Genomic DNA, 25,583 nt, shown 5'->3' on the forward strand with positions numbered 1-25,583 from the left:
TGCCGATCGGTTTTCTGTCAGACGTTTGTTTTGATCGGGCGGGACTCGCGCGCGAGCAGCGTTGCCGCTGACAATCGTGCGCCGCGTTTGCGTGCTCTGCGTGCCAGTGGCCTCGGGGAGTCATTGAGTACAACGCCCCAGACTCGTAATTCGGCCAACGACAAACATTCGATGACAGCCCCCAGTTCGGCGTATCTCGTATGGTCAGATCGCGCCACGAGCAGGACACCGTCGGCCCAGCGTCCCAGCACAAGGGCGTCTGATCGGTCAGCCATCGGTGCGGTATCGACGATGACGTAGTTTGCGCGAGCAGCAAGACCTGCGAGTCCGTTGCGCATCCGAGTGCTCCCGAGTAGTTCGGACATGCCGGGAGCATCGCGTCCCGCCGGGATGAACGAGAGCTTCGGATGCCAACTCGCAGAGATGTATCGGTCGATGTCGTCACCATTGAGTAGGTAATCGATCAGACCGGCTGGTGATGCGTTCTTTTCATGATCAGAACCGTGGCGTCCGGAGCGCGCATTCGCTTCTTTTCTTCCTGCGGCATCGACGAATACGACCTCATTGCCGCTCTCAGCGAGAGCGATTGCGAGGTTCAGCGCGACCGCTGTCTTACCGTCGCCGGTGACTGCACTCGAAACGATGATGGTTCGACATTCGCCCCGACCGGGTTCGTGATCGGCGATCACGGTGCGGAGACGGCGGAATGCCTCCGCGGCAGGGCTCTCTCTCGAGAAGTCGACAACACCGGTTTCCAACGCTGTGTCCGCAGGAATGCCGGCCAGGACTGGCCCGGACAGAAACTTGCCGAGTGCGGCAACATCTTGAACTTTCCGGCTCATCTGATTGCGCAGATATGCGTAGAGCAACCCCACCAAAAGCCCGGCGATCACGCCGAGTGCGGTATTGCGCGCATACTGCGGTCCGCCCTCAGCGTCGTCGGGTACCGCCGGGCTGATGACCGACAATCGCACTGGGTCCGGAACCACGGTTTCCGACTGATCTGGTGCCGGTTGTGCAGGTGTGCTCCCGTCCAAAACAGCGACGGCACCGGGAAGTGCTTGCGCTAGAGCATTGGCGAGCTTCGCCGAGGTATCGCCGTCGTCCGCGCGCACGGTCACCGTCAGGATCGCGCTTCCGACATTGGCACTGGCCGTGGTCATTTCGCGCACGTCAGAGTTCGACATCTCCAATCCAGTGTTCGCCAGTGCGGTTTCGATGAGGAAGTCGGAGCTCAGCAACTTCGTGTACGCCTCGGTACGCTGACGACTTGTACCGTCGGTGTCGCCGAAGTGAGGCGTCTGGTAGATCACCGCGGAAGATTCGTAGCTCGGCGACTGCACACTGGTCAAGATCGCTCCCAGGAAGCCCCCGAACAGTGCGCACACAAGCAGGATGATCCAACGATTGCGAACTGCGCCAACCGCTGAGCGGAGCCATTCGTTGCCCACATTGCCCGGCCGATATGTTGTCCCTGCAAACTTGTCAGTCACTTGACTTCACATTTCCTCTCGAAACCATGTCTTCCAGTTTGGTGGGAGACTGCCCTCGTGCCGCCACGAACACGCAGACGAGCGTCAGGAGGACCAGGAAAACGGTAATTCCTTGCGTAAGAAGCTGAATCCGCCATACCTCGGCAAAACAGTAGGCGATAACTCCTGCCGATCCGGCGATCACTGGACCATATGTCAGGAACCGACCGAAAACGTAACCGGCCAGCGGGAACAGCAGGAGCGTGTATAGCCACCCCCACGCTCCGAAATCCGTATAGATGTCAGCGAATTCAGAGTTGGTTGTGAAATTCGGTGCAAACGAGACCGAAAAATCGTAGGAGTCTGCGCCGAGCGACTCCTTTGCTCTGACCTCATGTGCCGGAACCAGAAAGCTGGGCAGCGCCGCCGATACGGACGCGACGACACTCCCTGGCTTGTCAAAAGTGCCGCGCATGATCGCATCTGACACGCCCATGGACACCTGAGCCGGCACGGCGAGATAGGCGCCGGACTGATAGAGATTCATCGCGATCGGGTTCGAGACTCCCGCATCGCGGTAGTAGTTGCCGTTCCGGACGTAGTTGAGTGCCGTGAGCATCAGGAACATGATCGCTACAGCGGTGATGATGTGCCAAGGCCGCAGAGATTTACGGTCCGCGCTCACGGATTTGCGGGGCACCGCTATCTGTAAGACGACGTACACCACGACCGCCATCACCAGCGAGAGGCGGGAGGCGACCATCGAGTTTGCCACCAGGAGAAGAACGGCCCACAGTACGAATCCAGGATGGAGCACCTTTTTTCGCCAGAGGTAAACGCTGATGGGTGCCGCCAGGATGGTCGCGTATCGAAGCGTCGCGATTCCGGCCGAGTCGGGTAGTGCCTCCGTGAAGGCGTTCCCGGTCTGGGTGGTCAGGGCGTCGATAATGGATGTCGCCGCAGTAATTCGGTAGTACGCATACGCCACGCCGATCGTGGACACTGCGAGGATGAGGAAAAAGTAGCGCCGTTCGAAGTTCGTACTGGTCGTTCGCTCGACGAACTCCCGTGTCGGCGTTGTGCCCAGTCCCAATCTCCAACCGATCGTTGCGAGCACCACAACCATGCCGTACCAAACCGCAAGCAACGTCACGCCGGCAATGGTGAAAGGGGCAGGTTCTAGAAATCCGCGCAAATTCAGCAGTGAGCCGGCCGGACACTTACCAGCCGCACACCAACCGATCAGGGATACCCACGCGGTGAACGATCCCAGGACTGGTAAAAGAATTATGACGGCCGGGGCCAGCCACCATGTCGGTGTATTGCGTTGTGGCGGATCCTCGCCGGCCGCTCTTGGCGAGAAATCAGAATGCATGTGTGTCTTGGTGCTTCGTAGCGCAGTTATTCCGCGGCCCGACGGGAATGAAACTTCGACGAGTGGGAAAGGATCTCGAATCACACATCGCTGAGCTCCCTCTTCGTAAGTGGCTCGATCTCAGCGAGCACGGCAGCCGATCCGTGGCATACACTACTACAGGTGGAGTGTGCATTACGGGACGGAAGTGCGGATACGCACTGGCCACCGGGAATCGACCTGATCCAATTGGATGCCAACGTGATTGATGTTGGGGTGCCGCGCTACGGAGCAGTTATCGCCGTCAATTTCGAAGAATCCACGATGTGTGCCGTGCCTGTAGAGGCAGGGGAGTGACGCGCGTTCAGTCAGTGCTGAACGTGAAGCGCGTTGAGCCACTGGTGCAAATTGTCGCGGGGTTGGCACTTAATGCGTTCCCGGCAATTTTCATCGCTGTTTTCGCACGCGTTGCACCCATCGAACAGCAAGGCCTCCTTGCTGTTTCGCTGGCGATCGGAACATACGTGGCGCAGTTGCTGTCAGCGTTCGTGGTCGAGTCCCGCCTTGCCACTCCAGAAGCGGATCACAAAGTATCGATGCCCTGGTGGATTGCATTGCTGAGCTTGGCATCCGGGACTCTCCTCATCGTGAGTCCAGCGGTACCTCCGACGCCCATCACGCTGATCGGAGTTCTGGGACTGTCGTCGGGCTTGCTGATGGCCCGGACGATCGGGGTGGTGCGGGGTCGATGGAAGCTGGAATCGGTTGCCGCTTCGGTCCTTATGGTTGGTTGCCTGTGCGCATTGATCCTTGCTGTGTACGAGAACGCCAATTGTGTCAGGGTTCTTGCAGCGGGAGCTCTCGTAGCCATCCTCATCAGATGTTGGCCGTTGCCTTCTCGCCGTGATCTAGGCCTGCCGCCTGACCTGGCCAAGGCTGCGTGGGTCACCGGCGAGACTGCGACAGTCGGTATGGTCCAGCCGGCATTGGCATCTTTCATCCTGGCTGTCCTCGGACCGTCAGCTGCTGTCGGATTCCGGGTTGTATCAACCATTTCAGGGATCCTCGAACCGATTCTCGCCTACGGCCGAGTGCGTCAACTCGCCCACGGACACAAAGGTGAGGTCGCCAACGTGGCGATAATTATCGTGGTCGGAACAGCGGTGATCTTTGCCAGTGCCTACCTGGGTGTGTGGAGCCTGATTTTCGGTCCCGCCTGGAACAGTTCACTGTATGTTGCTCTGGCGGTTGCCTGTGTGTGGAAGCTGTGCATGCTGGTGACAACCATCCCCTTTGCCGCGCTACGACGGGCAGGCCGCACGCAAATGGTGTTCTGGCTCAGGGCCGCGAACACCGCGCTCTATGTGGTGCTCGGACTGACCTTCTTGTTCGGTTTCCATTCCGGCGCTGCAGTATTTCTGTCCTTTGTGATCACCGAGGTGCTCATGTTCGTGCCCTATCACGTGGCAGCCTCGAGGTTGGCGCCGGAATACAACTCGGTCTTCCTCAGCGGGATGCGAGCGAACAGACTCGCGTCCGAGAAAGCATGAAGACTGCGCCGCGCGTCATTCGGCCTGTTTGAAAACTGCCAGCACGGTCAGCATCAAAATCTTGATGTCCAGCCACAGAGACCAGTTCTCGATGTAGTAGTTGTCCCATTCGGCGCGGTCCGCGATGGAAGTCTGTCCGCGCAAGCCGTTGACCTGAGCCCAACCCGTGACGCCCGCCTTGACTCGGTGTCGCTCGCCGTAGCGGCGGATCTGCGCCTCGAAAAGGGTTACGAACTCTGGACGTTCGGGTCGGGGTCCGACCAGACTCATGTCACCCCGGAGGACATTGAGCAGTTGGGGGAGTTCGTCCATCGACGTCGACCGCATGAGCTTTCCGATCCGGGTTCGTCGATCGGTTCCCTCGACGCCACCCGGTGCGCTACCGAACTTCGGAACAAACGTCACGTGGTCGGGATCGGGTAGCCGCATCGAACGAAACTTCAGGCAGCCGAAGATCTGGCCGTTACGCCCCACTCGCTCTTGGGCAAAGAATATCGGTCCGGGCGAGCTCCATCGCACCATGAGCATGAGGGTGAGGAAGAGGGGGGACAGCACGAGAAGGATGCAGCCGGCGACGATTCTGTCGCTGATGTGTTTGACCCGGAACTGCCAGCCTCGGGGATTGGTGTGAGGCACTGACAACAAGGGCATGCCGCCGATGTGGTCGATGAGGCTCTTCGAGCCGATCACCTCATACATGCGTGGCACTACCCATACGCGAAGTCCGTGGCGGTGGGCGATGCGCACTGCTCCGGTCAGTAGTTCACCGTGAACTTTTGTGAATGCGATGACCAGGCGTTCGGCCTGGGTTTCGGCGATGACGGACTCTAGGCGATCGACAGTGCCCAGGTGCGGCACCTGGGCGGCATTAGTCCCCTGGTCACCGTGTATGGGGGATTCGTCCGACAGCACCCCGACTGGGTTCATACCGTGTTCAGGAGCAGCGATCATGCGAGCAATCACGTGTTGGGTGAGCTGTCCGGATCCGATGACCAACGTGGGGGACACGAGATGGGATTTCCGTTGCAGGCGTCGTTGGACCACCACGCGAACCAGACGGCCAAATGGAATAAGTACGCTCGCGCACACCCATAGTTTGGTCACGGCAGCACCGGGGCGATCGGTGATTCCGAACAGGACCAGCGCACACAGCAGCAGCATTGCCGCGATCGAGCCAGAGGACAGGATCCCGTAGAACTCGTCGAGGAATCGGCGGTTGAGCGATCGGCGATACAACGACCGCGCGCCCATGACGATGACGACCAGGGGAACGAAGAGCGCGAAGCACCACAAGGGTGGATGAAGCAAAACTGATGTGAGCGCCCACCACCATGCGAGCGCCGCCGCAATTGTCGCCGACAACGCATCGATGGAAACACTGATGATGGTGCTCAGCGGATCGGTCCGGATGCGCTGCCCGAATGTTTTACGAGAATTCGAGGAGGTAGGTGGGAGGCCTCCAGGGGCGGTCGAAGTCTCGACCTCCAACAATTGCGGCAATTCTCACTCCATCCACGACAATCCCGAATTAATCAGACAATTCGTACATTCACCATTGGCCGCATTCTATAGGGAAACTAACAATATTCGCCGTAGCAACTCGCACATGGTTTGAATGCGACTCGGCGTCACAGTCAACAATCGAAAGTTGCGCGGCAATGGTCTTCTATTTGTCGAATACTACGTTTTGGATCACGTCGGCAAGGTCCGTCATGATCTGGACCTCACCACTCGACCAATGATGCGGTTGCGTGTCCCACGCGCACAGTGTCCCTACGGGGTGACCTGCGTTGTCGATGATCGGTATGCCGATGTAAGCGCCCACTACGCCGCTCTTTGCCGCCGAGTGATCCCTGAGTATCGGGTGGTCGGCGATGTCGTCGATTACGAGTGGAGAGCCACTCACGACTGTGTATACGCAGAGCGAGTCGGAGAGAGGGTGGGTCCGTTGGTCCCCGATGTCGTTTGAGCGGGAGGCGATGCCGACGTTGATTTGTTCGACGTCGGTGATTATGTTCAGTGCAGCGTTTGGGATCCCGACTGCGTCGATGGTCAACTCGACTATCTGATCGACTTCAGGATGTGGTCCAGGCCGGAGTAGTCCTGTTTCGTGGAGGGCGCGTAACCGTGCGCTGTCGTTGAGCGCCGACCATGCGTGCGACTGTCCGTCGGCGATGGTCGCACGCAGTCCCTCGAAGATGGCCACGAGTGCGGGGTCCGTGTACGTCTCGTCGATCGCAGCGAACGGGTCGAGAGTGGCGCGTTCGGCAGGATCTGAGATCGCTTTCTTGCGTAGACCTGTGGCATCGTCGCCTGCATTATCGGAACCTGTTGCGTCTGTCGGACTCGGTGGTGTCATATCTCTTTCCTGGTGAATAGATAGCAACGTGCTGTATGACTGCGATTGGTCCGCGCGGCGCCGCATCTCCAATATCCATACCTCATGCTGCTGTGTTTATGAATACTCGTGATGTGGACTGAAGTAGCCGGATCTGCCTAAGTGCCAAAATGGGCATTTTGGCATTGCATTATAGGGCCAAAAGTCCTGCCTCATGGCTCACCGTAATCTCTCGTAAGACGTGTAGGGAAGATATTGCCGGATTGGGCGTCGCGAAGGCTCTCGATTTCTAATGTGGTGTGAGAGTGGATTTGAGTCTGACACGAATAACACAGATCCGGGTTGCGATAGTGCGTATCGCGGACCGATGAACGGTAGGTATCGGCCAGCTTTCGGACTGCCGCCCGATCGTCGACATGTAGTGGCACCTTCAAATCTCGGGCTTCGCCCTCTGCAACCCGCGTGAGTTCCCGGCCTTCGGCGGTCAGATCATCCCAGTATTTCTGGTTCATCTCGGTATCGGTTCTCTTCCACGTCAGGTTTGCCAACGTAAGTGGTCGCTCAGATTATCCAATCCCTTGAGCAGTGGCTGGTCGTTCACAACATGTGACCGGCCGGTGGGGTGGCGGGGATCTTGACAGCGTACTTGCATTTTGCAAGTGTTGTCGTATGAGCCTGTTCATCACCTGTCCGGTCGAGAACGTCGAACGTGCGACCACCTTCTACACCGCTCTCGGCTGGACCCTCAATGCCGAGATGTCCGATCACAACGTCTCGTGCTTCGCGATCGCTCCCGAGCAGTACGTCATGCTCGGCAGCCGCGAAATGTATGCGAGTGTCGGTGGCGCCGAGGGGTTGGTCGGCGGACCTGATACCCCGTCGAAGGTCACGGTCTCATTCGACCTCTGCAGTCGCGAGGCGGTCGACGAACTCGTCGAGCGTGCCGGCGCCGCCGGTGGGCGGATCGGTGACACTGACGACTATCCCTTCATGTACCAGCGCCAGTTCGACGACCCTGACGGTTACCACTACTCGCCGTTCTGGATGAAGCCGGAACCCACCCCGGCCGCGTGAGTGACCTTGCTGCGGCCCTCGACATCGTCGGAGCGCGGTGGGCCCTGCTCATCGTGGAGCGGTTGCTCGACGGGCCGCAGCGCTATGGCGATTTGCAGCGCGACCTCGGAGTACCAACCAATATGCTCGCGACCCGCCTGCGTGAATTGGAATCGGCCGGCGTTCTGGCCCGTCTGCCATTGCGGCACAACTCTCGTGCCTACGCGTTGACCGATCGCGGGCGTGCGTTGCGAGAGGCGATCGTCGCGCTCCAGCACTGGGGCCGCGAAGGAAAGCCGCATGTGTCACAGGGGTCGTGATGCGCTCTGACGAACTTCTCCGTGGCGGGCTTGGCTGCAGGAACCTGCGGGAGCCGTTGACCGTCGAGGCATATCGTTGGATCCGCCTGGCTCGATGCGTCGAAGAGGAAGCCCGGCGGCAGTGACGGATCCGGCGACCGTCCGTAAAGGTCGGCGTCTACCGGATTGTGGGCGCAAAGTAATTGTGCAGCAACGTATTGTATATTCTGCCCATGAAATATGTTGCGCTGCAATGAAATATGTTCACAGTGAATATGCATTCATAAGTGTGTCGAGTGGCAGCTTCGCTACCGGAGTGAGAGTGGACGTCCTGCAGCCTCGGCCGCGGAGATACGTTCTTCGATGACGCCGCTTCCTGCGATCTGTTCGATCCCGGCACGGATGGCGGCGGCGGCACGGGTGCGGCCCGTCAGCGTGTGCTGTGTGATGGTGCAGAAGTTGGCGATGTCAGTGGACGGGAAACTGACACTGGCATGCCGTGCCGGTTTCCTCTTCGCTCGCGAGGGCCTCGTGCGGCTGCGCGGAGGCCCGCACGAGCAGTGCTCCCGCAGCGACGGCGATCGCGGCGTAGTAGGCGAGCATGATCCGCTCGCGACCCCGAGGCGGTGTGTCGACCTGCGGACGTGGGAGTTCGGGTTCGGAGGCGACGTCGCGGCGGGTAGCGAAAGGCACGGCCGCGCTGCAATTTTCGGTCTCTGGTGGGTCTTGGTTCTGAGCGCCATGCACAGTGTAGGCAGGAGCAAGTTGTCAGGGCTGTGTTGCGAATCGGGGCGTGGCATTCACGCTGGGCGATTCATTCAGCTCAGGACAGTCATGAGTGCCTGTCGGAGGGCATTGCCTGGTAGTGGACACGACGTTTGCACGGTCCGACTCGGTTCGGGAGGCTGCACGATGACGGTTCACGGCATTCGACTCGACAGCGGCCAGCGCTTCAAATTGAAAGTTGCGGTATTCGCGGGTGTAGGGCTGGCGATCGGGTTGCCGGGCGTATTCGCGAGCAGGGTGGGTGGTTTGAGCTGGGATTATGCTCACACCGCGGTAGGGCAGCCGTGGTTCCAGCGTTACAGCTTCATCGCGGGAATTATCATTGTTTCCGCGTGGATCGTGGCTGTGGGGACGGCGTTGTTCGTTTGGCTCGCGAATGCGATTGGCAAGGTCGCCACGACCAGGAGAATGGGCAACGACCGCTAGCTGATCCAGACTCCGAGCGGGCTCGTTGGTTTACCTGCAGCGATCGGTGCGGGGTACTCGACTGATGTTGGGCGACAGCGAGGAAGCTCACCTTCCGCGTTCGGTGCGGTTCGTGGGCGCCGTGCAACTGTACTGGGCAGATCCTCTGAAGCGGGTTGTGATGATCGTGTTCGGTGTGTTGGTGGCGTCGATCGGGGTGGCTATCTGTGGTTCGCGTCCAACTAGCATTCGCTGACCTGGCTATTTCACACACCGGGACGGATCAGCATGCCCGGGCGTGACTACCGCGCGACCTTTTCGCCGCTGGACGAAGTTCCGGAACCTGATCGGCAGTCGGAGATCAACACGATGATGCCCTTCGGTTACCCGATCATCGGTTACACCAGCTACGAGACCAGCACCGTCATTTATCTGCGCTCCGGTCGGTGGATTGGCGCCGGTAGCGCAGACCTCGACGCACACGGACATAAAACAGACGTTTTTGACGGCTGAGGTCGGTCGCACTACGTCGGGGGCAGTGACGAATCCCCGTGGTGACCGGTGGCTATGACGACCACCTGAAGAACAGCGTCTTCAGGCATCTCGGGGTAGTAGTTGACCCGGAGTTGTCTTGCGAAATTCGTCATGTCGGTGCCGGGTGGCTGGCGGGCTGCTAGCGGCGACAGATGAGCGAGATCGTACGTTTCTACAGCGGTGACCTGTCCTGAAAGGGGGCGGGCGGTCGGGTGATTTATCGAAGATGAAAATTGCCGGCCCTTCGTGAATGTCTTCGCGCCAGCGGACGGTGGAAACTTTCGCGCCAGAAACCACTGCCGTGTAATGCTTCTGATGAAAGTGCACGGTTTGAGCAGGAGCGCCGGTCGTCATGTTCGCATTGTCCACTAAGCACGGCCAGCACCAAGGCGGTCCTACCCTCGATGGCGGCGGCCGAAAGCGTGGCCTTCGCGCGGGGTGACCGAATCCGACTTCATCACGGTTGCAGGGTTGATCCTGGCCGCGGTGACGATTGCCAGAGTCCGGCGCGGCCGGCGATCGAGTATCGAATCCTGAGCTGGTACCTCGTTCGTCAGATGTAGTACTGCAGATGGATGTGCAGTCGAGTACCTGCTGATTGACTCTCTCCCGGAAGGGAGTCGTCAATGAGCACGTCCGTCAACCGAAGCCGCTGGTCGATCGTTGCGTTGTCATGCGCCGGAGCGGCATTGGTGGCCGCGTTCGTTTTGGGCCCGGCCGCGTTGTTACGCGGACGCTATCCGCAGTTCCAAGATCAATCCGTCATTAGTGTGCTGCTCGGCCGCGGCTTGGTCGACTACTGGGGTAGCGGAGTCCGCACCTATCCTCCCGGCTTGGCGGAGATGGTGGACTACTGGTTCGAGTGGCACGCGATCAAGATCGTCATCTCGGTGCTGCTGACCGCGGTTCTGGGTCTGCTCGCGGCGACTCTGTGGCGGCGATCTCTGACGGCCGGCGTAGGTTGCGTGGTCGCGGCGGCCACTACGACTGTGCTGTCATTGTTTTCGGTGTTTGTGGCTGTGCTCAACATCCAGTCGACGGTCGCACCCGTAGTCGCGCTGCTTCCGATGCTCTCCGCTGACAACGCGGACGGGCAGACAGCGCAGTCTCTGATCGAGAACGGTGTGCAGAGCGGAGACTCCAGGCCGCCACTGCTCGAGTTGCTCACACAGGTCGAGCACTACAACTGGGCGGCGATTGTCGCTACCACCGTGGTGATCGCTGTAGTCGCAACCGGAACCCGCATCGCCTTCCGACGCTACAGATCGTCGGACACGACAAACGGTGCCCACCGTCGGATGTTCGTCGCCCTCGGATCGCTCGGTGCTGTGATGACCATTGCGATGGCGCTGCTGTTCGTTGCGGCCGTCGTTGCCGTCGTCGATCCAGGAGAAGCTCTGCTCGGCGCGGTTGGCCTGTGACTCTATTGCCGGACCAAGATGAAGGGCGACGGCGTATCCAGACCGAATCGCGGAAGTGCTGAACGTCGCTCGCAGTACGCTGTGCCGAAACCTGTAGTAGCAAAAGCGAATTCGCTATGTCATTGGAAATGCTGCGTCTTCGCCGGCACTGATGTCGCTGGTTCGCCTTGGTGGATGTGCTTCCTACACTTCGATGGGGCGATTCGGGTGTGGGCCTGTGGTTGGCGCGCTGATATCTGTGCGCCATTGCCTCGACCGCGGTGAGTGGGTAACGCAGCTGTCTGTCGAAGTGGGAGAGGGGCAGCTGCGTCGCGGGTTGCAGATCGTCAAGCCGCGGCCCTCGACGGCTCGTTGCGGTAACGCGAGAGCCGGCCGTCGGTTCCGGTAAGCCGCCAGGACCAGAGGGTGAGCCGGGTGCGCATTCCGTTGGCGTCGGCGAGGCTCCGGACGTCTGCGCAGGACTCTGCAAGGAGTCGCCGGAAATCGGGGTTGCGCATCGAATAGGTCTCGCGCAGAACATTGCGGGGGATACCCAGCAACGTCGCGTCCTGCCGGCTCGGGACGACGATGGACCAAAACCCTATGCGCATGACTACAGGCGTGGTGAGGCCGAGTGCGAGGCGGTTGAATCGGCTCATGCGCGGAGCGTGATGGCGCAACCATGCATGGGCGAACCCGATGTGACGTGCTTCCTCGGCGAGATGGATCTGCATGATGCGGTCGGTGAGCGGGTGAATGCCACCGCCGCGCATGATGCTCTTCTGGATGTGGTCGATCGGCTCCTCTCCAGCGAGGATGATCTGAAAGAAGAAACTGGGCCACAGCGATCCCAGCGAACCGACCAGGGGGAAGGCCTTGACAAGCCACGTTGGGGCACCGTGGACCTCCGGAGCCACCCGGTTGGTGAACTCCTGAAACATCTGGATGTGGTGTGTCTCTTCGGTGAGTTCGTGCATGAAGTAGCGGAATTCGGGGTTCTCGTTCGCCAGGCCCATCAAGAACTGGGTACCGCCGAGAAGGAGCAGTTGCTCGAACTGGGAGCCGGTCTTTGTTATAGATGCGAGCCGAATCCGGGCAACCCGCCGTTGTTCCTGGGGTGAGAGCGCGCGGTACCAGTCGGTGTGGGACAAGGGGTCGACCGCGGGGAGTGTCCATCTTGGGTCGTCCGCGGGGGCGGCGAACTCGGGCGAATTCCAGGCGATGTCTTTGAACGCCTCGAAGTGGAGCCCTGTCGAGGATGCCTCGGACAGTGTGCGCAGAGTGTCGTGGTAGTCGCGATGTTCGTTGACGGTATTGCGCCCCGGAGTTAACCGGACAGATGGCGCGTTACGCCGCGTGCGACGAGGTGTTAGGAACTGCATTTCGGGCTCCTTTGTGGCATCTATCTCAGATGTGCCCACAGTAAACTAAGTGTGACTACGCGTCCACAGTAACTGTATGAGTCTGCACGTCCACGGGTAAGTCCGGAAGGGCGAAAGGGGCACTCAATATCGCACCATGCACGCAGCTCTCGGCATTTGATGGTGGTGTGGGTCCTGCTGTCGAGACGACGGCGCTGGACGTGGTCGACGTTAGGCCATTGTGTGCATCTGCCGACCTATTCGGTGGGATAGGTGCAGGACGAGGTTCTCGCGATCTCGTCACGGTCGGTGTCCCGCTTGATCGGGTCGGAACTCACCTCGCCGAACTCGCGTCCCTGCACCGCGGCGACATCCGAGGCGGCGCAGACAGTTGATCATGTGGATCGGCCCGCACGTCTTTCGTCATGCGACGGGGATCCGATGGACCGTGGTTTGTTGCTCGGATGGCGATCGGTAACAGTGGAAATATCTCACCGGTAACTTTCAAGTTGTGTCAGTTCTCTTTCTTAAGTGACTGTGTAACAACCAGTTTCGATGGAAGTCGCTATCTGAATTGAAATTCTGGGCGGAAATGCACGACGACCAATGGCTCTGGCAGGGGTAACTGTGCGCGTCACCGATGGCGACGGAACCAACAGCGTCGAGATCGACATGCTCGTGACCGCCGACGCCATCACCGAAGTGCCGTCGGTTGGCTGAGACTTGTTCAGTGCCGAGACCGGCAAGAGCGGAGTTCGCGTCGGGCGCTCCCGGTAGATCGGCGGTGGCCTTCATGGTGTGATCGCGCTCTATACGGCACTGGCTTTAGTGGTGGGTGTTGCTGTCGCGGCGCGCCGTCCTGTGGGCGGCAGGAAGAATCTGGCCGACGTGTTCGGCGGGACCGAGCATGAAGCGGTCCAAACCGGAACGCGTCGGGCTGTAGACGTACTGGCGGCAGAGGGAATTTCTGCTTCGGAGCAACCGTTGGCCGCATTACGTGAGTTGCGGCGGGCTAATCGAGCGTTGTCGCTTACCGGTGCCAAGATTCTTCTGGACCAACTTCTGCCACCTCGCTAGCGCAGTCGCGGATCGCTGTCACCGAAAACGTCAGCGGCCTGGGCCTGACAGCTACTGAATGCACGGAAAGGGCCAGCGAGCACTTTGCTCACCGGCCCTATGAGGGAAGATCGTCCTGGGTCACCACTCCTTGATGATATCGACGGTGCTCGTCCGGATCGCAGGATTGTCGACTGTGAAGGTGACCTCTCCGCGATGGCCGGCGGTCTCGTCCACCAGCTGATCAAACTTGCGGATGTGGTGTGGCCGGGATTGCCCAAAGTTCGAAATGGGCGGCGCCCCCTTCACCGCAGAAGCAGAAGCAGCAGCCCGAGCAGTCCTCAACGGCGAGATCACAGGAGACGAAGCGATCGCCCGCGGACTCACCGAACTGAACGCCCGCACCGCTCAGTGAGCAACGACTACCACTATCCCGGCACCACGGTCCTACGAAACCGACTCGGATACACCGACCCTCACACGCTCGCACAGGCAGAAGCCCTCATCGCCGCAACACGAATGGCGGAGCTGGCAGCGAACCCGATCGACGGACACTTCGACTTCGCGCACCTGCAAGCAATCCACCGACACCTACTCGGTGACCTCTACAAATGGGCCGGTGAAATCCTCACAATCGACACCGCGCCAGGCGATCTCGGCATCCTTCACGACCCACCCGCCGCCATCCCCGGCGAACTCGATCGAGTGTTCACCGACATCAACAGCGGCGTCTACGTCAACCACCACAGTCACGAAGCGTTCGTCCAGGATCGCGCCGGCCACTGGGGAGACCTCACCAGCGTCCATCCGTTCGTCTACGGAAACTCCCGTACTCAAAGGGTTTTCTTCGACCAACTCGCACGCGACGTCGGATGAGCAATCCAGTGGCGCGAACTCAGCGTCGACGCCGTCCAGGCTGCCCGTAACTTCGCCTACGTCGACGGCGGAACCATCCTCGCCGACGTCCTACGACCCGCAATCAAGCCTGTCACCGAATTACCTGCGGACTCCATCACCACCGCACCCCGTGGCAGCGCCATGACCTTCCCCGAGCACTGGCAGGCGATGATCGAGCACTACGACACCATGCCCGAGCAGGCCTACACCTGGGTGAGCCAGATCAAATCCGAAGCACCGCCATGAACCACCGGCGACCGAGATTCGACCAACTCTCATACCGGCCGCTCCGGAGCGAGAACTTGCCGACCTACTTTGACACCACCAAGTTCCACACCCACTGGAGCCCAGAAGTCGACTACCAACTTCTGAACAGCCGCACCATCCCACAACACAGCAGCAGACCAGAAGGACCGAGACTGTGAGCATCATTGGATACGCCCGCGTCTCCACTCTCGAACAAAACCCCGAACTGCAGCAGCACGCACTCCGGCCAAGCCGGAGCGATCCGCATCTTCACCGTCTACGAATCCGGCTCCAAAACGCAGCGTCCCCAGCTCACCGAATGCCTGAACTACCTACGTGACCACGACGGTGATGTCCTCGTTGTATGGAAACTCGACAGGCTCGGACGATCCGTCCGCCATGTCATCGACACCGTCCGCACACTCGGCGAACGCGGCATTGCATTCCGTTCCCTCACAGAAGGATTCGACACCACCACCGCAGGCGGCGAATTCCTCTTCCACATCATGGCAGCCCTCGCTCAGATGGAACGCCGCATGATCGTCGAGCGCACCCACGCCGACCTCGAAGCCGCCCGAAGGCAAGGCCGACACGGCGGCCGACCGACCGTCATGACCCCCGAACGCACCGAACTTGCCCGCACGCTCCGCGAGCAGGGGAGAAGTCTCGACGCCATTGCCTCGACGCTCGGCGTCGGTCGATCCTCCGTCAGTCGCGCACTCGCACCGGAAGTCCTCCCGGGCTGAATGCGACAAAGGTATCGCTCAGTCCAGCGGGTACTCGCTTAGCTCGACCGAACTGGAGAGAGTTCATTCCGTCAGGTGCCCGAAGAACTCTTCTGCGGCATCGGTCAGTTTTTCGTGTACTTTCCGGGCAGTCGCAGTGCGGCGGCCTCCAACTCGGCGGTATACCTCGGCTCGAATTCGGGCACCAACCCGGCGTGCGTCCAGTAGTCCGGCACGATGTGGGCGGCCCCGATAACTGCGCCGGCAATGCAGGCAATGGAGTCCGAGTCACCGTTACTGGTTGCCGCCCACCCCAGTGCAGCGGGCCCGGTGAGCGGCGCACCATCACCTCCGTCGGCGGAAGTCGCCAGATCCGCAACGAGCAGCCCGAGAGCTACCGCGCTGGCGGATTCCCACCCTTCACCGACATCGGCGCACGGATCACCGAACGCGGCCGCATCGATCCCGGCGAGTCGATCCCGTGCCCGAGTTGCGGCACCGAGGATGTCCACCACATCGTCGTTGAGCCCATCCACCAGTACTGATGGCATGTCCCTTCGATACGGGGCGAGGACGTCCGCTAGGTACGTATCGCTCAACCACTCGCTGACACCATCGTAGATTCGCTCTGCCTCCGCCAGGGCGAATTCGAGGAACCGGCCGCGGCGCTGCGGCGCGTGACGGACCGCGTCGGCCAGAAGCAGCGCGGGAACTATTGCGCGGGGGTGTTTGTGGGTGATCACAGCTTGAAGGGCGCTCACACCCCGCCAATACGGTTCCGGCGCGAATGCGGCGGGCACCAATCGCATGACCGCACCGCACCCGGCGGACTTGTACGCCCCGTCCGGGTCGTACCACTGGGCGCCGCCGCGCAGATTCGCCAATGAGCCCATGCAGGTCATGCCCGGGGCGCGGAAGTTTTCGGGATCGAGTTCCCATGCGATGAAGTGTCGGACGATCGAGTCGGTGACTGCGGGGATGTCGGCGAAGTCCGAGACCTCTACGAGTGCGTCGTGCAGCGCGAGAGTCATCTGGGTGTCGTCGCTGATCATCCACTCACCCGCAGGCGCGGGCACCGGGTAGGCCGGCATGTCCGCGTACTTGCGGAACTCGACCTGGAAACCCCACGCGTCACCGGCCGCGAGCCCGACAAAAGCATTCCCGTAACGGGCATGCTCGGCGGCGGGATCGTCAGCAGAAGGTAATGCCATGGAAACTCCTCTATCCCGGACTCAGTCTGGGGTCGCAACCGGTGCACTGGTGCGAGGGCTCATCGTCCAGGGCTGGACGGTAAGACCAGGCCGTTACTCCGTTCGAGGCCCAGGTGGTAGCCCGACAGGAACTACGGAAGCAAGTCCAAGAATTCTTGGATATACCCCCGGACTGCCGTCTCATTTTTGGATGCCTTCGTGGGATCGTCCCACCGCACCGCATTTATTATCTCAATTTGCAACCACGCGCCCCTCAATTCCTCGAAATCGGGCGCATTTTCGGATTCGCGGGCGTCCACATAACTCTCGAATATGTCGACGAGCGTTTGTAAAGATATTTTACCTTCCCTGTAATCGCGACTAACCTGCTCGCCTTCAGTGCGATATCTTCCATTATCTGTCATGTTAATTTCACCTTCCTCTTAGCCGTCCAAATGAGGTCGTCACAACTCTACCGAACTCGTTAACGATGACTGATAGGTTATTTGCCGCATCGTAGAACACGATCGTTGCGTCGTCGCTGGGGGTTGCCACCCCGTTTCGAATTGCTTGTTCGACAAGAGAGGGGAGGATGCCGCGCTCCTGCATCCGGTCGAACGCATGCCCCGTGTATTCGCGACCGTTGACTATTCCCGGAGGATTGGTTCCAGGCTTGACGCCCAATTCACGGCCTCGACGACCCACGGGCATCGAGGCGACTACCCGGCGGCCTGCTGCTTCGGCTTCTGCGGGGGTGCCGCCGCGTCGCAGGACTGCCTCTACCGCTTCTCGTACGGCTGTGACACCGGCTCTGCCCCCTGCACCCACTCCGGGAATCAGCGCGAGGATGTTTGTGGCCGCGAGTGTGATCTCGGCTGGGGAATGCTCGGGTGAGGGCTCGGCTCGTAGGCCAGGATGGAGGCCGAACGGATCGACGGCGGCATCGTTGACGGGCACGACGAGGAAATTGCGCCAGGCATCTCCGAGGGTTTCCACGCTCTCGACTGCTGTATCGACGACGCTTTCCCCGAATCCCCACGCACTGTCCCAGAGGCCGGTGGTCGGCGGTTTCTGCGGTGTCGTGCGTGGTGTCATCGAGTTCGGCTTCGACGTGGTGCCGCCGGATGTGTTGCCCGTATTCGTGTTCCCGCTGTTCTGCGGTTTCTGCGGGCTCGTTCGTGGTGTCATCGAATTCGGTGCCGACGTATTACCGCCGGACGTATTCCCACCAGAAGTGTTCCCGCTGTTCTGCGGTTTCTGTGGAGTCGTTCGTGGTGTCATCGAATTCGGTGCCGACGTATTACCGCCGGACGTATTCCCACCAGAAGTGTTCCCGCTGTTCTGCGGTTTCTGCGGGCTCGTGCGTGGCGTCATCGAATTCGGCGCCGGCTTGTTCCCACCGGAAGTGTTGCCCGAATTCGTGTTCCCGCTGTTCTGCGGCTTCTGCGCCGTGGTCCGGCCGGTCATCGAATTCGGCTTCGACGTGGTGTTCGAGCTCTTCGTCACCTGTTTCGAAACCACCGAAGCTGGCGCCTTCACCTTCTTCGCCGGCGGATCAGCCAAAATCGGATATGCGGTCGCTTCGTCGGCGTACACCTTTTGAATCAGGTGGCCGTCGCGGACTTTTGAATCAGGTGGCCGTCGCGGACTTCGTAGTCGGTCGGGACCGGGTTGCCGTTGGCGTCGTACGCCCACGGAGCTGCGACGACCGAGACGGGGTTTCCGTCCGCGTCGAAGACGGTGACGGAGCCGTCCGGATTGACATGCATGTGTCCTCCGGGCGGAACGTCGACAGGGATTTCCGCTTCATGTGAGGACGTCGCGTCGTGGATGAGGAAGAATGTACGACGTCCGCCATCGGGTTCGGTGACCGTGATCTTCGACTGGCCACCCTTCGTATACGCCATGAGCGGTGAGGCGAGAGTTCCGACGGTCTGGGAGAGGATCGATTCCGGTGTCCGGCCATTCAGCGGTATGCGTGGGCCGAAGGGTGAGCGGCGCCCACGGACTCCGATCCCGCCGGCTGTGAACGCGGCGGCGCCGACCAACACGAGTTCGAGGTAGCGGTCACGTCCGTCGTCTTCGTGGAGCCCGGAAGTCGCGACAGCGGGGGCTGATTCCGACTGAGTCGGAGCATTACTCGGCGTCGACGCGGGTACTGGTCCGGGACCACGATCAGTGGTCGATGCGGGTGCGGTCGATCCTGCAGGTTGCGGGGTGGTCGGTGCAGGTTCGCTGGTGGTCGTCGGAACCGGAACTCCCGCAGGGTTCTCGATGCCTGGAGGTGTCGGCGAATTCGGCTGCCCCGGTTGCGCCGCACCTGGCACGGGAACGATGGGGGTGCCGTTGTAGGTGGGAAAGTTCGTCGGCGCATTCGCCCCGACGTTCGGGCCACCGCCTGGAGCCTGCGCGCCGGGGAGCCCGACAGTGGTCGTCGGCGCAGCTGTCGCCGTCGTGGACGGCGCACTCAGGCACGGGTTGATGTACTCCGGCGGGACGGGGGCACCGGGTGGCAGTGAGGCGATCAGGTTCAGGTAGATCTGATGATCACGTGCCCGTACCGCTGCGCAGTCCTCTGCCGGCCCTGCGGAGGAGGTCGGGGCGAAGATCAGCAGCGCGAGCAATGCGATCACCATCGCCGCGAGCACCACCACGGTGGAGATCACCGTGGTCGGTGAGGTGCGGTCGAACCGGCGCGCAGGCTTCACCGGCGATCACCCGTGTTCGACTTCTTCCGAAATTCGGCGATGAGTGTGTCTGCGCCCCACCAGAACACCCGTCCTGCGATCGACATCCACAGAAAGAATGCCAGATACACCAGAATCGTCCCGTAATCGGCGGCCCACCCTCCGAGGCGTCCGATCACCGCGAACGCCGCGATCAACAACGCGAGCCCGAATACGGTCGCGATCACAGCTTTCGAGGTCTGACTCAGTTCACTGTCCGGGTCCCACTCCCGTTTCCCTGTGTCAGCGGCCAAATCCTCGTATGCCGATGGAGTAATCAGAACCGTTCCCGGCGGCACATGGGGCAATGTGTGCTCGGCTGTGTTGTCGCGGCGGGTGGGCGAGGTCATCGGGGCGTTCGGTGAGGTGGTCATCGGAGATGAATTCCTTTCCCCGCCAACCAGAGACGCGGGACTCGAGATACCCGTCACCGGCCACAAGGACGGGCGGTCACCGGGTGCAGGATTCGGTGGTGGACGGAAGTTGCGGCTGTTACCAGGGGCAGTTGGCGTACGAGGCAGCGTTGACGGCCCACGTTCCACCCGGAGGAAGATAGAACTGGTACGAGGTGCACCCGTTCGGGTACTGGGCAGCTCGGGCAGTCTGGTTCTTCAGGACCTCCGCGGTAGCGTCGATCACCCCAGTCCACCCCGGTACCGGGATCGTCACATTCGCATTCGACAGTGCGGCCACGATCCCGCTCTGGTGGGCGGCGACGGTCAGGGCGTGGTTGATCGGGATGTTCACCACTGGCGCTCCGTAGCTGGCGGGAACATTTCCCGGCCGCGGTGCAGGCGCCGCGGTTGCAGCCGGTGCGGTAGCGAGCAGAATCCCGCCGGCAGCGAGTGATGCAGCCGCGGTCGTGGCCGCGATTTTCTTCGTACGAGTCAAAGACATGATGCTCCTCTGATGGATGGATGGAAAAGTGGAAAGTGTTGGGTAACAGCGCCAACGGCGGCCCAGCACGGCAACCGAGACGTGCGATTGCGGGCGCGGACTACCGTTGACGACAGTCCTGGATCAGAGCCAGGTGGGATCGGAGTACACGAACACACTGTTGTCCGAGACGGCTGTCGACACCGCGAACTGCGCGTACGAACGGATCGTGACCGGGCCCATGCACGCATCGACCTTGACGTGCACGTTCTCCGCCGTGATCGACGCCTTCGCAGCCTCGAGGTCCTTCTTCCCGAGCGGGATCGTGGTGATCGTGCCCGGTGCGATGGTGGTCTGGATGCTCGGGTTCACCGAGGCATTCACGCCGACGTTCGCCGACGGAACCCCCGAAATGCTGACCACGACGGACGGGCCGAGGGAAAAACCAAGTCCCAGGCCGAGGCCGGAGGACACATCGATTTGGCAACCGATCTGCAACCCCTGCTCGACGTAGCCCGTCTTCACCGCAGAATTGCCGGCTCCGGAGATGGTGCCGGTGACCTTCGCCGACACGAACCCCTCGCGGGTGAATGCGGTTGTCGCCAGGTTCGGGACCGGGTTCGCCGAAAGTTTGGTAGCTGCCAGGTCGAGGGTCCATCCGTCGTCGGTGACCGTGCTCGCAAACTTGTCCGGCAGCGCCGTCGGGGTCGCCGATGCGCTGCCGGTGAACGCGAGAGAACCCGCCATCAGCACGGCCGACATCGCAGCACAGGAACCCACAGCCTTACCGATACGGTGCTTTCCTACTCGGGCCTGAGCGGTCTCGACGGTCGTGGTGGCCATGGTCGGTCTCCCTGTAGGTGAGTAAAAAGTCCAGCAACCCGATCGATTGCCGAAACTTAGCTGAACGTCTGACCGGGACGCTACAACACGACACGGATGCCCGACCAGCCCCCGATATCCGACTCAGCCCACCAAAAGTCGTACCCGGCGTTACAGCAACATTTCCGGAACACTCGGACCAGGCGGTTTGTTCGCGTGGGGTGTGTGACGAGCCTCATGATCACGAAATGGTGACTGTTTATTGCGGATCAGTGATTTTTTGGCAACCCAGCACCGAAACGTGTTGACAACTGGGGCGAGGGTTATCTCGTCGGGGTGGTGCGGCGAGGTCCGACCGCTGCTTCGGCAAGTCGGCTGTAGCCCGGTGAGTCGGCGGGAACCTTCCGACGTTGATCGGAGATGCGCAGTTTGCCGGCCAGTTTCAGCAACAGTTCCAGCGAGGTCGCCGAGAGCCCGTTCGCGGCCTGCAGCAGCTGCTTCAGTTCTTGATTGTCGAGACGGTCGACGATATCGGCGTCCTGGGCCTCGACGAGGGTACGGTCGCCGGTCCAGGGGACGGTGAAGAAGTGGCCGGGGGAGACTCCGAAGTAGTCGGCGAGCGCACCTACGACCTCATCGGATGGGCTCGTGCGAACACCGCACCGCAGTTGGGAGAGATATGGTGTCGAGATCCGACAGCCTCGCTCGAGAAGGCCTCTCGCTACCGCAGTGTTCGTCAAACGCCGACCGCCTCGGGCTGCGTCGACGGTGGCGAAAAGTTCGTTCAACCTGACCTGGAACACGTCCTCGCCGGCCACTCGCCCGACCATCACTGACTCGCTTTCTTCTGTCTGCTCCCATGCCCGAGGTGAGAGTACCGGCGAGGCAGGCAGCTCCGGGGTAGGCGACGTATGAGGGGGGAGTGGCGCTCCCACACGGGATGTCCGTGGTAGTCAACGAGCCGGGGTGAGTAGCAGTGTCATGGTGCGGAATTGTTGTTCGGCGCTGGCTGCGAGAAATGCACACCGATCCGCGCTCATACCCGAATCCGCAGTGGCCGTAGCATTCTCGGCTGGGGCGGCGCAGTCGAGGGAGGTGAACCGGTCGACGCTGCGGTTGAATATCTCGATCGGTGAGGAACTCTGACCTGTCCACGCCCGCGCCAGGTTAGCTGCAGTCGATTCGTCGATACTTCGCACCAACGCGGACTTGCGACTCAGGGAGTCCGAGCACAACGATGCCTGGAAACGGCACGAGAATTCGACCTCGGTACCGAATTCGGCGCATCCGGATGCATACCGCTCACCCGCGCCGGCACTCAGGCTGTCGACGGAGTCGCCTCCTGGCGAGCAACCCGCTGACATGATCGCCGCGACAGCGAGAACACCGATCGCACATCGGCGAACAACGGTGATACCGACACGGTGATGCACGGTTTCCTGCATGCCGGGTTCAGCTGTTCTCTACCAGGCGCTTTCGGCGTTGAAGATGTTCCCTTGATTGATTGCGGGGTCGACGAGATACAGCCCGACACGACCGCCGGGGTGCGAGGCTGCCTCGTCGACGAACTGATCGCCGGTGACCGGGGTCCATGCTCCGGTGTACCAGATGGAATCGTGCGGCAACCCGACAGTCCAGGCGTCGCCGAATGCGGCGTTGATCAGATTGCCCGCGTTGATCTGGCTCGCGACGACCGTCTCGTGGTGATCGAGAATGACTCCGACGTAACCGTTTCCCGATACCGGAGTCGCCGCCGAGGCAGAGCCTGCGCCGGCAACCGCCACAGCTCCAGCAGCCGCCGGGATGGCCAGAGCGGCAACGATCTTGAGTGCACCTGTCATCGAAAGGGCCTTTCTTCGTTCGGATCTAGTCAGGGGTCGAATCCGGGGCCTCGAAACCAAAATAGGTGGAGGGCCTGTGCCTCCAGTGAACGCCATTCGGCAAATAATCGGCAACCCTATGGGCTTACTTGGGAGTCAGATCACATGGGTAATCTCTATTCGTTGCCGTATCGATGGCAGGTGTCCATGGTCCCGAACGGGTCGTCCCAGGCGTCGTCATTCTCGCGCGGCGGCAAGTCTTCGGTTTTGGCACTGAACAGGTGCGCGACCGAGGGAATCCGCCCTCGATATCGCGAACCCAATGCTTTCAGTCCTCCCACGCATTGGCATCAGGTGTGAGAATCTCCAAAGATGCTTCGCGTGTATACCGCCGGGGTCGATCCAACCGTTGTGCGAAACATTTCGATGAAAGCACTTGTCGACGAATATCCGACGGCTGCCGCTACCTCATGTACCGGCGTGCCCCGCCCTAACAGGTCCATGGCGGCATGTACGCGAACCGTCGTTCGCCAGCGACCGAAGGACATCCCGGTCTCGGTTTGGAAGGTTCTTGCCACCGTTCTCGGGCTCGCGCCCACACTGCGCGCCCAGTCCTCGAGCGTCCGCGAATCGGAAGGGTCGGCGATGAGCGCGTTCGCAACGGTTGATGCCCGAGCGTCGGAGGGGATCGCGAGAGTGTCTTTTCGCTCCTCGGAGTTGTCGATCAGTTCGTAGAGAAGATCCACGCTTCGCCCCCGCTCCGTGGCAGGGCGATCGGAATCTTCCAGATGTGTCAACAGCGCAGCGGTCAATTCGCTGACAGCGACGACGCGTTCGTGACCCCACCGTTCACCACGTGGTCGAAGCGCCGTCGACCCGAACAAACAAAGCAGCTCGCCGTCGCCGAGCAACGTGGCCTCGTGTACTTCCCTCGACGGTATCCACGCGAGGTGCCCCCCGGTGCAAGCTGAGTCGATTGCCCGAAACGACGAGCTCGAGGCGACCGCGACGCGCCCACATCAGTTCGTCGGTGTCGTGGCGGTGGGCCGGAAAGTGCAAAACTCCGGCCGCTATGTCGCGCGTCACATAAAAAGCGCGATCTGACGCAATTTCGATACTTTGCGTCATTCCTGTGTGTCCCCGGCTAGATGATGCGGAATTTCTGCCACTGAAGTGACCTTTCTCCGATACCGAAGGCGTAATTCACGCATTGTAACCAAGGTAAAGCAAGGCTAACTTCTTCGGAGAGTGTGGGCGATTTCCCGCACCGTGCGAGAGGAACTCAGGTGTCACGGATCAGGCCGCGCTCACGAGCGACAGTGGTGGTAGCCATTTTGATCGCAGCATTCTGGTCACTGGCAGGTTGCGGAAACTCCGACAACTCCCCGGATTCGCTTCCGGCGACTTCCAGCGCAGGAGACGACACGGCATTTCCTGTCTCGATCGAGCATTTCTACGGTGAAACGACGATAAGCGCGCGCCCCAAGCGAATTGTGGCATTGGGCAGTACCGACTTCGAAATCCTCTACGCCCTTGGGGTCGTCCCGGTCGGAATTGCCACCTACCCCGGATTCGGTGCAACCAACGACGACGGTATTCAACCGTGGGTGGAACCATACGTCGATGCGACGGTCACGACTTTTCTTCCAGACGGAGACCAAAGCGTCGAGCAGATCGCGGCCCTTGACCCCGATTTGATTCTGATGACCTACGGAACACTCGGCGAAAACAGCTACCGACAACTGAGTCGGATTGCGCCGACTGTCGGGTCACCCGGTGGAGACTGGACACTGGACTGGCGCCTACAACTTCGCACAGTCGCCCGAGCAGTAGGCATGACCGACAAAGCAGAAAACCTCGAGGCACAGCTCTCCAACGGCATCGGAGAACTTCGAACGGCACACCCTGAACTCGACGGGAAAACGTTCAGTTTTGTCGAAGTTCACCCCGAAGGCATTTGGGCATACCTCTCCGGCGACCCCCGCAATGGGCTCATACAGGAACTGGGACTCCTTCCGTCTCCGGGTATCCGAGCTTTGGACGAGAGCACCGGCGGCAAATTTGTCGGCGATGTGTCTTACGAACTGGCCGGGGAGATCGACGCGGACATCATTGTCGTACAGGCACCGTCGCAGAGCGCCCAATCCATCCGCGACGCACCTATTTTCGGGGAACTGAACACTGTCAAGTCCGGCGCCGCAATCCTTTACGGCAAGGACGATCTCGCCTTCCTCGGATCGATGGTTCCGTCGCCCTTGACGATTCCCGCGTTTACACAACGATTCGTGACGGACGCATCTGAGGCCGCTACCCATATCCGATGAACAGCGCATCTGTGACGACCGCTTACGTTGTCGCTATCGCGTTGGAACCGTAGTCGAGTTCGAACTATCGCATGTGTCGGACAGAAACAACATTCATATTGAATGCCATTGCCGATAAAACGCTGATTATGTCGTTCTAAGGGCGAAATCTGCCGTACAGCAACGAAATACATTCACATCGAACGTGCATCGTGAGTGTCGCTACCAGAGTGAGAGCGGACGTCCTGCAGCCTCCCGATACGGATCGCGACGGCGATTGCCCGAGTGCGACCCCCGCCAGTACTCCCCATTGCGCTCTGGCGCACCATAGCAGTCGAAGGATGGCTTCGTACCCTCGACTAAATTGCGA

The 25,583-nt window shown here is 60.7% G+C and carries 28 protein-coding genes; 12 read left to right on the forward strand and 16 right to left on the reverse strand.

Going from position 1 to position 25,583, the window contains the following annotated elements; translation table 11 throughout:
• Positions 1-17: 17 nt before the first annotated feature.
• Together ACN50D_RS12480 and ACN50D_RS12485 are read right to left on the reverse strand one after the other, a co-directional pair.
• On the reverse strand, positions 18-1,493 hold the full coding sequence (locus tag ACN50D_RS12480; RefSeq protein WP_212633670.1) for a polysaccharide biosynthesis tyrosine autokinase: 1,476 nt from the start codon (positions 1,491-1,493) through the stop codon (positions 18-20).
• A complete protein-coding gene (locus ACN50D_RS12485) occupies positions 1,486-2,625 on the reverse strand; it encodes a hypothetical protein (protein ID WP_212633671.1) in 1,140 nt (379 codons plus the stop codon). The genes ACN50D_RS12480 and ACN50D_RS12485 overlap by 8 nt, the downstream gene beginning before the upstream one ends.
• A gap of 602 nt (positions 2,626-3,227) precedes the next feature.
• Here ACN50D_RS12485 and ACN50D_RS12490 point away from each other — a divergent pair.
• On the forward strand, positions 3,228-4,376 hold the full coding sequence (locus ACN50D_RS12490; RefSeq protein ID WP_307850527.1) for a hypothetical protein: 1,149 nt from the start codon (positions 3,228-3,230) through the stop codon (positions 4,374-4,376).
• A gap of 15 nt (positions 4,377-4,391) precedes the next feature.
• On the opposite strand, the gene ACN50D_RS12495 is transcribed toward ACN50D_RS12490, so the two are convergent.
• A complete protein-coding gene (locus ACN50D_RS12495) occupies positions 4,392-5,876 on the reverse strand; it encodes a sugar transferase (protein WP_249343092.1) in 1,485 nt (494 codons plus the stop codon).
• A gap of 166 nt (positions 5,877-6,042) precedes the next feature.
• Positions 6,043-6,735, reverse strand: a complete 693-nt coding sequence (locus ACN50D_RS12500; RefSeq protein WP_212633673.1) for a GAF domain-containing protein — start codon at positions 6,733-6,735, stop codon at positions 6,043-6,045.
• A 648-nt stretch (positions 6,736-7,383) separates the two neighbouring features.
• Here ACN50D_RS12500 and ACN50D_RS12505 point away from each other — a divergent pair.
• Positions 7,384-7,788: a VOC family protein gene (locus tag ACN50D_RS12505; RefSeq protein ID WP_212633674.1), complete on the forward strand. Its 405-nt coding sequence runs from the start codon at positions 7,384-7,386 to the stop codon at positions 7,786-7,788.
• Positions 7,785-8,087 carry a winged helix-turn-helix transcriptional regulator gene (locus tag ACN50D_RS12510; RefSeq protein ID WP_165639439.1) on the forward strand — a complete coding sequence of 101 codons (303 nt, stop codon included), beginning with the start codon at positions 7,785-7,787 and terminating at the stop codon, positions 8,085-8,087. The genes ACN50D_RS12505 and ACN50D_RS12510 overlap by 4 nt, the downstream gene beginning before the upstream one ends.
• Positions 8,088-8,534: 447 nt before the next feature.
• On the opposite strand, the gene ACN50D_RS12515 is transcribed toward ACN50D_RS12510, so the two are convergent.
• Positions 8,535-8,759: a hypothetical protein gene (locus tag ACN50D_RS12515; protein WP_212633675.1), complete on the reverse strand. Its 225-nt coding sequence runs from the start codon at positions 8,757-8,759 to the stop codon at positions 8,535-8,537.
• Between the two features lie 219 nt (positions 8,760-8,978).
• On the opposite strand from ACN50D_RS12515, the gene ACN50D_RS12520 reads away from it, so the two are divergent.
• The 3 genes from ACN50D_RS12520 to ACN50D_RS12530 all read left to right on the forward strand — a co-directional run bounded on the left by ACN50D_RS12520 (position 8,979) and on the right by ACN50D_RS12530 (position 11,212).
• Positions 8,979-9,278, forward strand: coding sequence for a hypothetical protein (locus tag ACN50D_RS12520; protein ID WP_212633676.1), 300 nt, complete (start codon positions 8,979-8,981; stop codon positions 9,276-9,278).
• A 267-nt stretch (positions 9,279-9,545) separates the two neighbouring features.
• Positions 9,546-9,770, forward strand: a complete 225-nt coding sequence (locus ACN50D_RS12525; protein ID WP_212633677.1) for a hypothetical protein — start codon at positions 9,546-9,548, stop codon at positions 9,768-9,770.
• A 647-nt stretch (positions 9,771-10,417) separates the two neighbouring features.
• A complete protein-coding gene (locus ACN50D_RS12530) occupies positions 10,418-11,212 on the forward strand; it encodes a hypothetical protein (RefSeq protein WP_212633678.1) in 795 nt (264 codons plus the stop codon).
• Between the two features lie 326 nt (positions 11,213-11,538).
• On the opposite strand, the gene ACN50D_RS12535 is transcribed toward ACN50D_RS12530, so the two are convergent.
• Entirely contained in the window at positions 11,539-12,573 is a 1,035-nt protein-coding gene (locus ACN50D_RS12535) for an AurF N-oxygenase family protein (RefSeq protein ID WP_064113761.1), read from the reverse strand.
• A gap of 777 nt (positions 12,574-13,350) precedes the next feature.
• On the opposite strand from ACN50D_RS12535, the gene ACN50D_RS12540 reads away from it, so the two are divergent.
• The 4 genes from ACN50D_RS12540 (at position 13,351) to ACN50D_RS12555 (ending at position 15,497) form a co-directional block, all read left to right on the forward strand.
• Positions 13,351-13,629 (forward strand): hypothetical protein, encoded by a 279-nt coding sequence (locus tag ACN50D_RS12540; protein ID WP_212633679.1) that lies wholly within the window; start codon positions 13,351-13,353, stop codon positions 13,627-13,629.
• A gap of 268 nt (positions 13,630-13,897) precedes the next feature.
• Positions 13,898-14,023 carry a hypothetical protein gene (locus ACN50D_RS12545; RefSeq protein WP_283245748.1) on the forward strand — a complete coding sequence of 42 codons (126 nt, stop codon included), beginning with the start codon at positions 13,898-13,900 and terminating at the stop codon, positions 14,021-14,023.
• The gene (locus tag ACN50D_RS12550) at positions 14,020-14,484 is read left to right on the forward strand and encodes a Fic/DOC family protein (RefSeq protein ID WP_212633680.1); all 465 of its coding nucleotides are present in this window, start codon (positions 14,020-14,022) and stop codon (positions 14,482-14,484) included. Before ACN50D_RS12545 ends, ACN50D_RS12550 begins: the two co-directional genes overlap by 4 nt.
• 452 nt (positions 14,485-14,936) lie before the next feature.
• Positions 14,937-15,497, forward strand: a complete 561-nt coding sequence (locus ACN50D_RS12555; RefSeq protein WP_306665689.1) for a recombinase family protein — start codon at positions 14,937-14,939, stop codon at positions 15,495-15,497.
• Positions 15,498-15,601: 104 nt separating this feature from the next.
• On the opposite strand, the gene ACN50D_RS12560 is transcribed toward ACN50D_RS12555, so the two are convergent.
• Positions 15,602-16,687, reverse strand: coding sequence for an ADP-ribosylglycohydrolase family protein (locus tag ACN50D_RS12560; protein ID WP_212633681.1), 1,086 nt, complete (start codon positions 16,685-16,687; stop codon positions 15,602-15,604).
• A gap of 411 nt (positions 16,688-17,098) precedes the next feature.
• A complete protein-coding gene (locus ACN50D_RS12565; RefSeq protein WP_212633819.1) occupies positions 17,099-17,761 on the reverse strand; it encodes a DUF4258 domain-containing protein in 663 nt (220 codons plus the stop codon).
• Between ACN50D_RS12565 and ACN50D_RS12570 the strand changes: the two genes are divergently transcribed.
• A complete protein-coding gene (locus tag ACN50D_RS12570; RefSeq protein WP_419970228.1) occupies positions 17,748-18,269 on the forward strand; it encodes a hypothetical protein in 522 nt (173 codons plus the stop codon). The two genes, ACN50D_RS12565 and ACN50D_RS12570, sit on opposite strands and share 14 nt — an antisense overlap.
• Before the next feature lies 1 nt (position 18,270).
• Here ACN50D_RS12570 and ACN50D_RS12575 read toward each other — a convergent pair whose 3' ends face one another.
• The 8 genes from ACN50D_RS12575 to ACN50D_RS12610 form a co-directional block, all read right to left on the reverse strand.
• A complete protein-coding gene (locus tag ACN50D_RS12575; protein WP_249343094.1) occupies positions 18,271-19,374 on the reverse strand; it encodes a hypothetical protein in 1,104 nt (367 codons plus the stop codon).
• Positions 19,371-19,766, reverse strand: a complete 396-nt coding sequence (locus tag ACN50D_RS12580; protein ID WP_249343095.1) for a hypothetical protein — start codon at positions 19,764-19,766, stop codon at positions 19,371-19,373. Before ACN50D_RS12580 ends, ACN50D_RS12575 begins: the two co-directional genes overlap by 4 nt.
• Positions 19,767-19,884: 118 nt before the next feature.
• A complete protein-coding gene (locus ACN50D_RS12585) occupies positions 19,885-20,289 on the reverse strand; it encodes a hypothetical protein (protein WP_165639477.1) in 405 nt (134 codons plus the stop codon).
• Positions 20,290-20,412: 123 nt separating this feature from the next.
• On the reverse strand, positions 20,413-21,030 hold the full coding sequence (locus ACN50D_RS12590) for an MspA family porin (protein ID WP_249343138.1): 618 nt from the start codon (positions 21,028-21,030) through the stop codon (positions 20,413-20,415).
• A gap of 383 nt (positions 21,031-21,413) precedes the next feature.
• Positions 21,414-21,920 (reverse strand): helix-turn-helix domain-containing protein, encoded by a 507-nt coding sequence (locus ACN50D_RS12595; protein WP_207624593.1) that lies wholly within the window; start codon positions 21,918-21,920, stop codon positions 21,414-21,416.
• 123 nt (positions 21,921-22,043) lie between these two features.
• On the reverse strand, positions 22,044-22,535 hold the full coding sequence (locus ACN50D_RS12600; protein WP_212633683.1) for a hypothetical protein: 492 nt from the start codon (positions 22,533-22,535) through the stop codon (positions 22,044-22,046).
• 18 nt (positions 22,536-22,553) lie between these two features.
• A complete protein-coding gene (locus tag ACN50D_RS12605; protein WP_165639480.1) occupies positions 22,554-22,931 on the reverse strand; it encodes a hypothetical protein in 378 nt (125 codons plus the stop codon).
• A 329-nt stretch (positions 22,932-23,260) separates the two neighbouring features.
• Entirely contained in the window at positions 23,261-23,656 is a 396-nt protein-coding gene (locus ACN50D_RS12610; RefSeq protein WP_212633684.1) for a helix-turn-helix transcriptional regulator, read from the reverse strand.
• Positions 23,657-24,229: 573 nt separating this feature from the next.
• Between ACN50D_RS12610 and ACN50D_RS12615 the strand changes: the two genes are divergently transcribed.
• A complete protein-coding gene (locus tag ACN50D_RS12615; protein ID WP_168798931.1) occupies positions 24,230-25,234 on the forward strand; it encodes an iron-siderophore ABC transporter substrate-binding protein in 1,005 nt (334 codons plus the stop codon).
• Positions 25,235-25,583 lie beyond the last annotated feature (349 nt).

Origin of the sequence: Rhodococcus sp. SB1D (assembly GCF_048573875.1) — a bacterium.
GTDB classification, from domain to species: Bacteria; Actinomycetota; Actinomycetes; order Mycobacteriales; family Mycobacteriaceae; genus Rhodococcus_F; species Rhodococcus_F qingshengii.

What these genes read in the sequence shown, in the direction of transcription:
- ACN50D_RS12500 (WP_212633673.1), bottom strand. Translation starts at nt 6,735, where the DNA reads ATGACACCACCGAGTCCGACAGACGCAACAGGTTCCGATAATGCAGGC.
- ACN50D_RS12505 (WP_212633674.1), top strand. Translation starts at nt 7,384, where the DNA reads ATGAGCCTGTTCATCACCTGTCCGGTCGAGAACGTCGAACGTGCGACC.
- ACN50D_RS12520 (WP_212633676.1), top strand. Translation starts at nt 8,979, where the DNA reads ATGACGGTTCACGGCATTCGACTCGACAGCGGCCAGCGCTTCAAATTG.
- ACN50D_RS12525 (WP_212633677.1), top strand. Translation starts at nt 9,546, where the DNA reads ATGCCCGGGCGTGACTACCGCGCGACCTTTTCGCCGCTGGACGAAGTT.
- ACN50D_RS12530 (WP_212633678.1), top strand. Translation starts at nt 10,418, where the DNA reads ATGAGCACGTCCGTCAACCGAAGCCGCTGGTCGATCGTTGCGTTGTCA.
- ACN50D_RS12535 (WP_064113761.1), bottom strand. Translation starts at nt 12,573, where the DNA reads ATGCAGTTCCTAACACCTCGTCGCACGCGGCGTAACGCGCCATCTGTC.
- ACN50D_RS12545 (WP_283245748.1), top strand. Translation starts at nt 13,898, where the DNA reads ATGGGCGGCGCCCCCTTCACCGCAGAAGCAGAAGCAGCAGCCCGAGCA.
- ACN50D_RS12560 (WP_212633681.1), bottom strand. Translation starts at nt 16,687, where the DNA reads ATGGCATTACCTTCTGCTGACGATCCCGCCGCCGAGCATGCCCGTTAC.
- ACN50D_RS12565 (WP_212633819.1), bottom strand. Translation starts at nt 17,761, where the DNA reads ATGACACCACGCACGACACCGCAGAAACCGCCGACCACCGGCCTCTGG.
- ACN50D_RS12580 (WP_249343095.1), bottom strand. Translation starts at nt 19,766, where the DNA reads ATGACCACCTCACCGAACGCCCCGATGACCTCGCCCACCCGCCGCGAC.
- ACN50D_RS12585 (WP_165639477.1), bottom strand. Translation starts at nt 20,289, where the DNA reads ATGTCTTTGACTCGTACGAAGAAAATCGCGGCCACGACCGCGGCTGCA.
- ACN50D_RS12590 (WP_249343138.1), bottom strand. Translation starts at nt 21,030, where the DNA reads ATGTCGGCCGTGCTGATGGCGGGTTCTCTCGCGTTCACCGGCAGCGCA.
- ACN50D_RS12595 (WP_207624593.1), bottom strand. Translation starts at nt 21,920, where the DNA reads ATGGTCGGGCGAGTGGCCGGCGAGGACGTGTTCCAGGTCAGGTTGAAC.
- ACN50D_RS12600 (WP_212633683.1), bottom strand. Translation starts at nt 22,535, where the DNA reads ATGCAGGAAACCGTGCATCACCGTGTCGGTATCACCGTTGTTCGCCGA.
- ACN50D_RS12605 (WP_165639480.1), bottom strand. Translation starts at nt 22,931, where the DNA reads ATGACAGGTGCACTCAAGATCGTTGCCGCTCTGGCCATCCCGGCGGCT.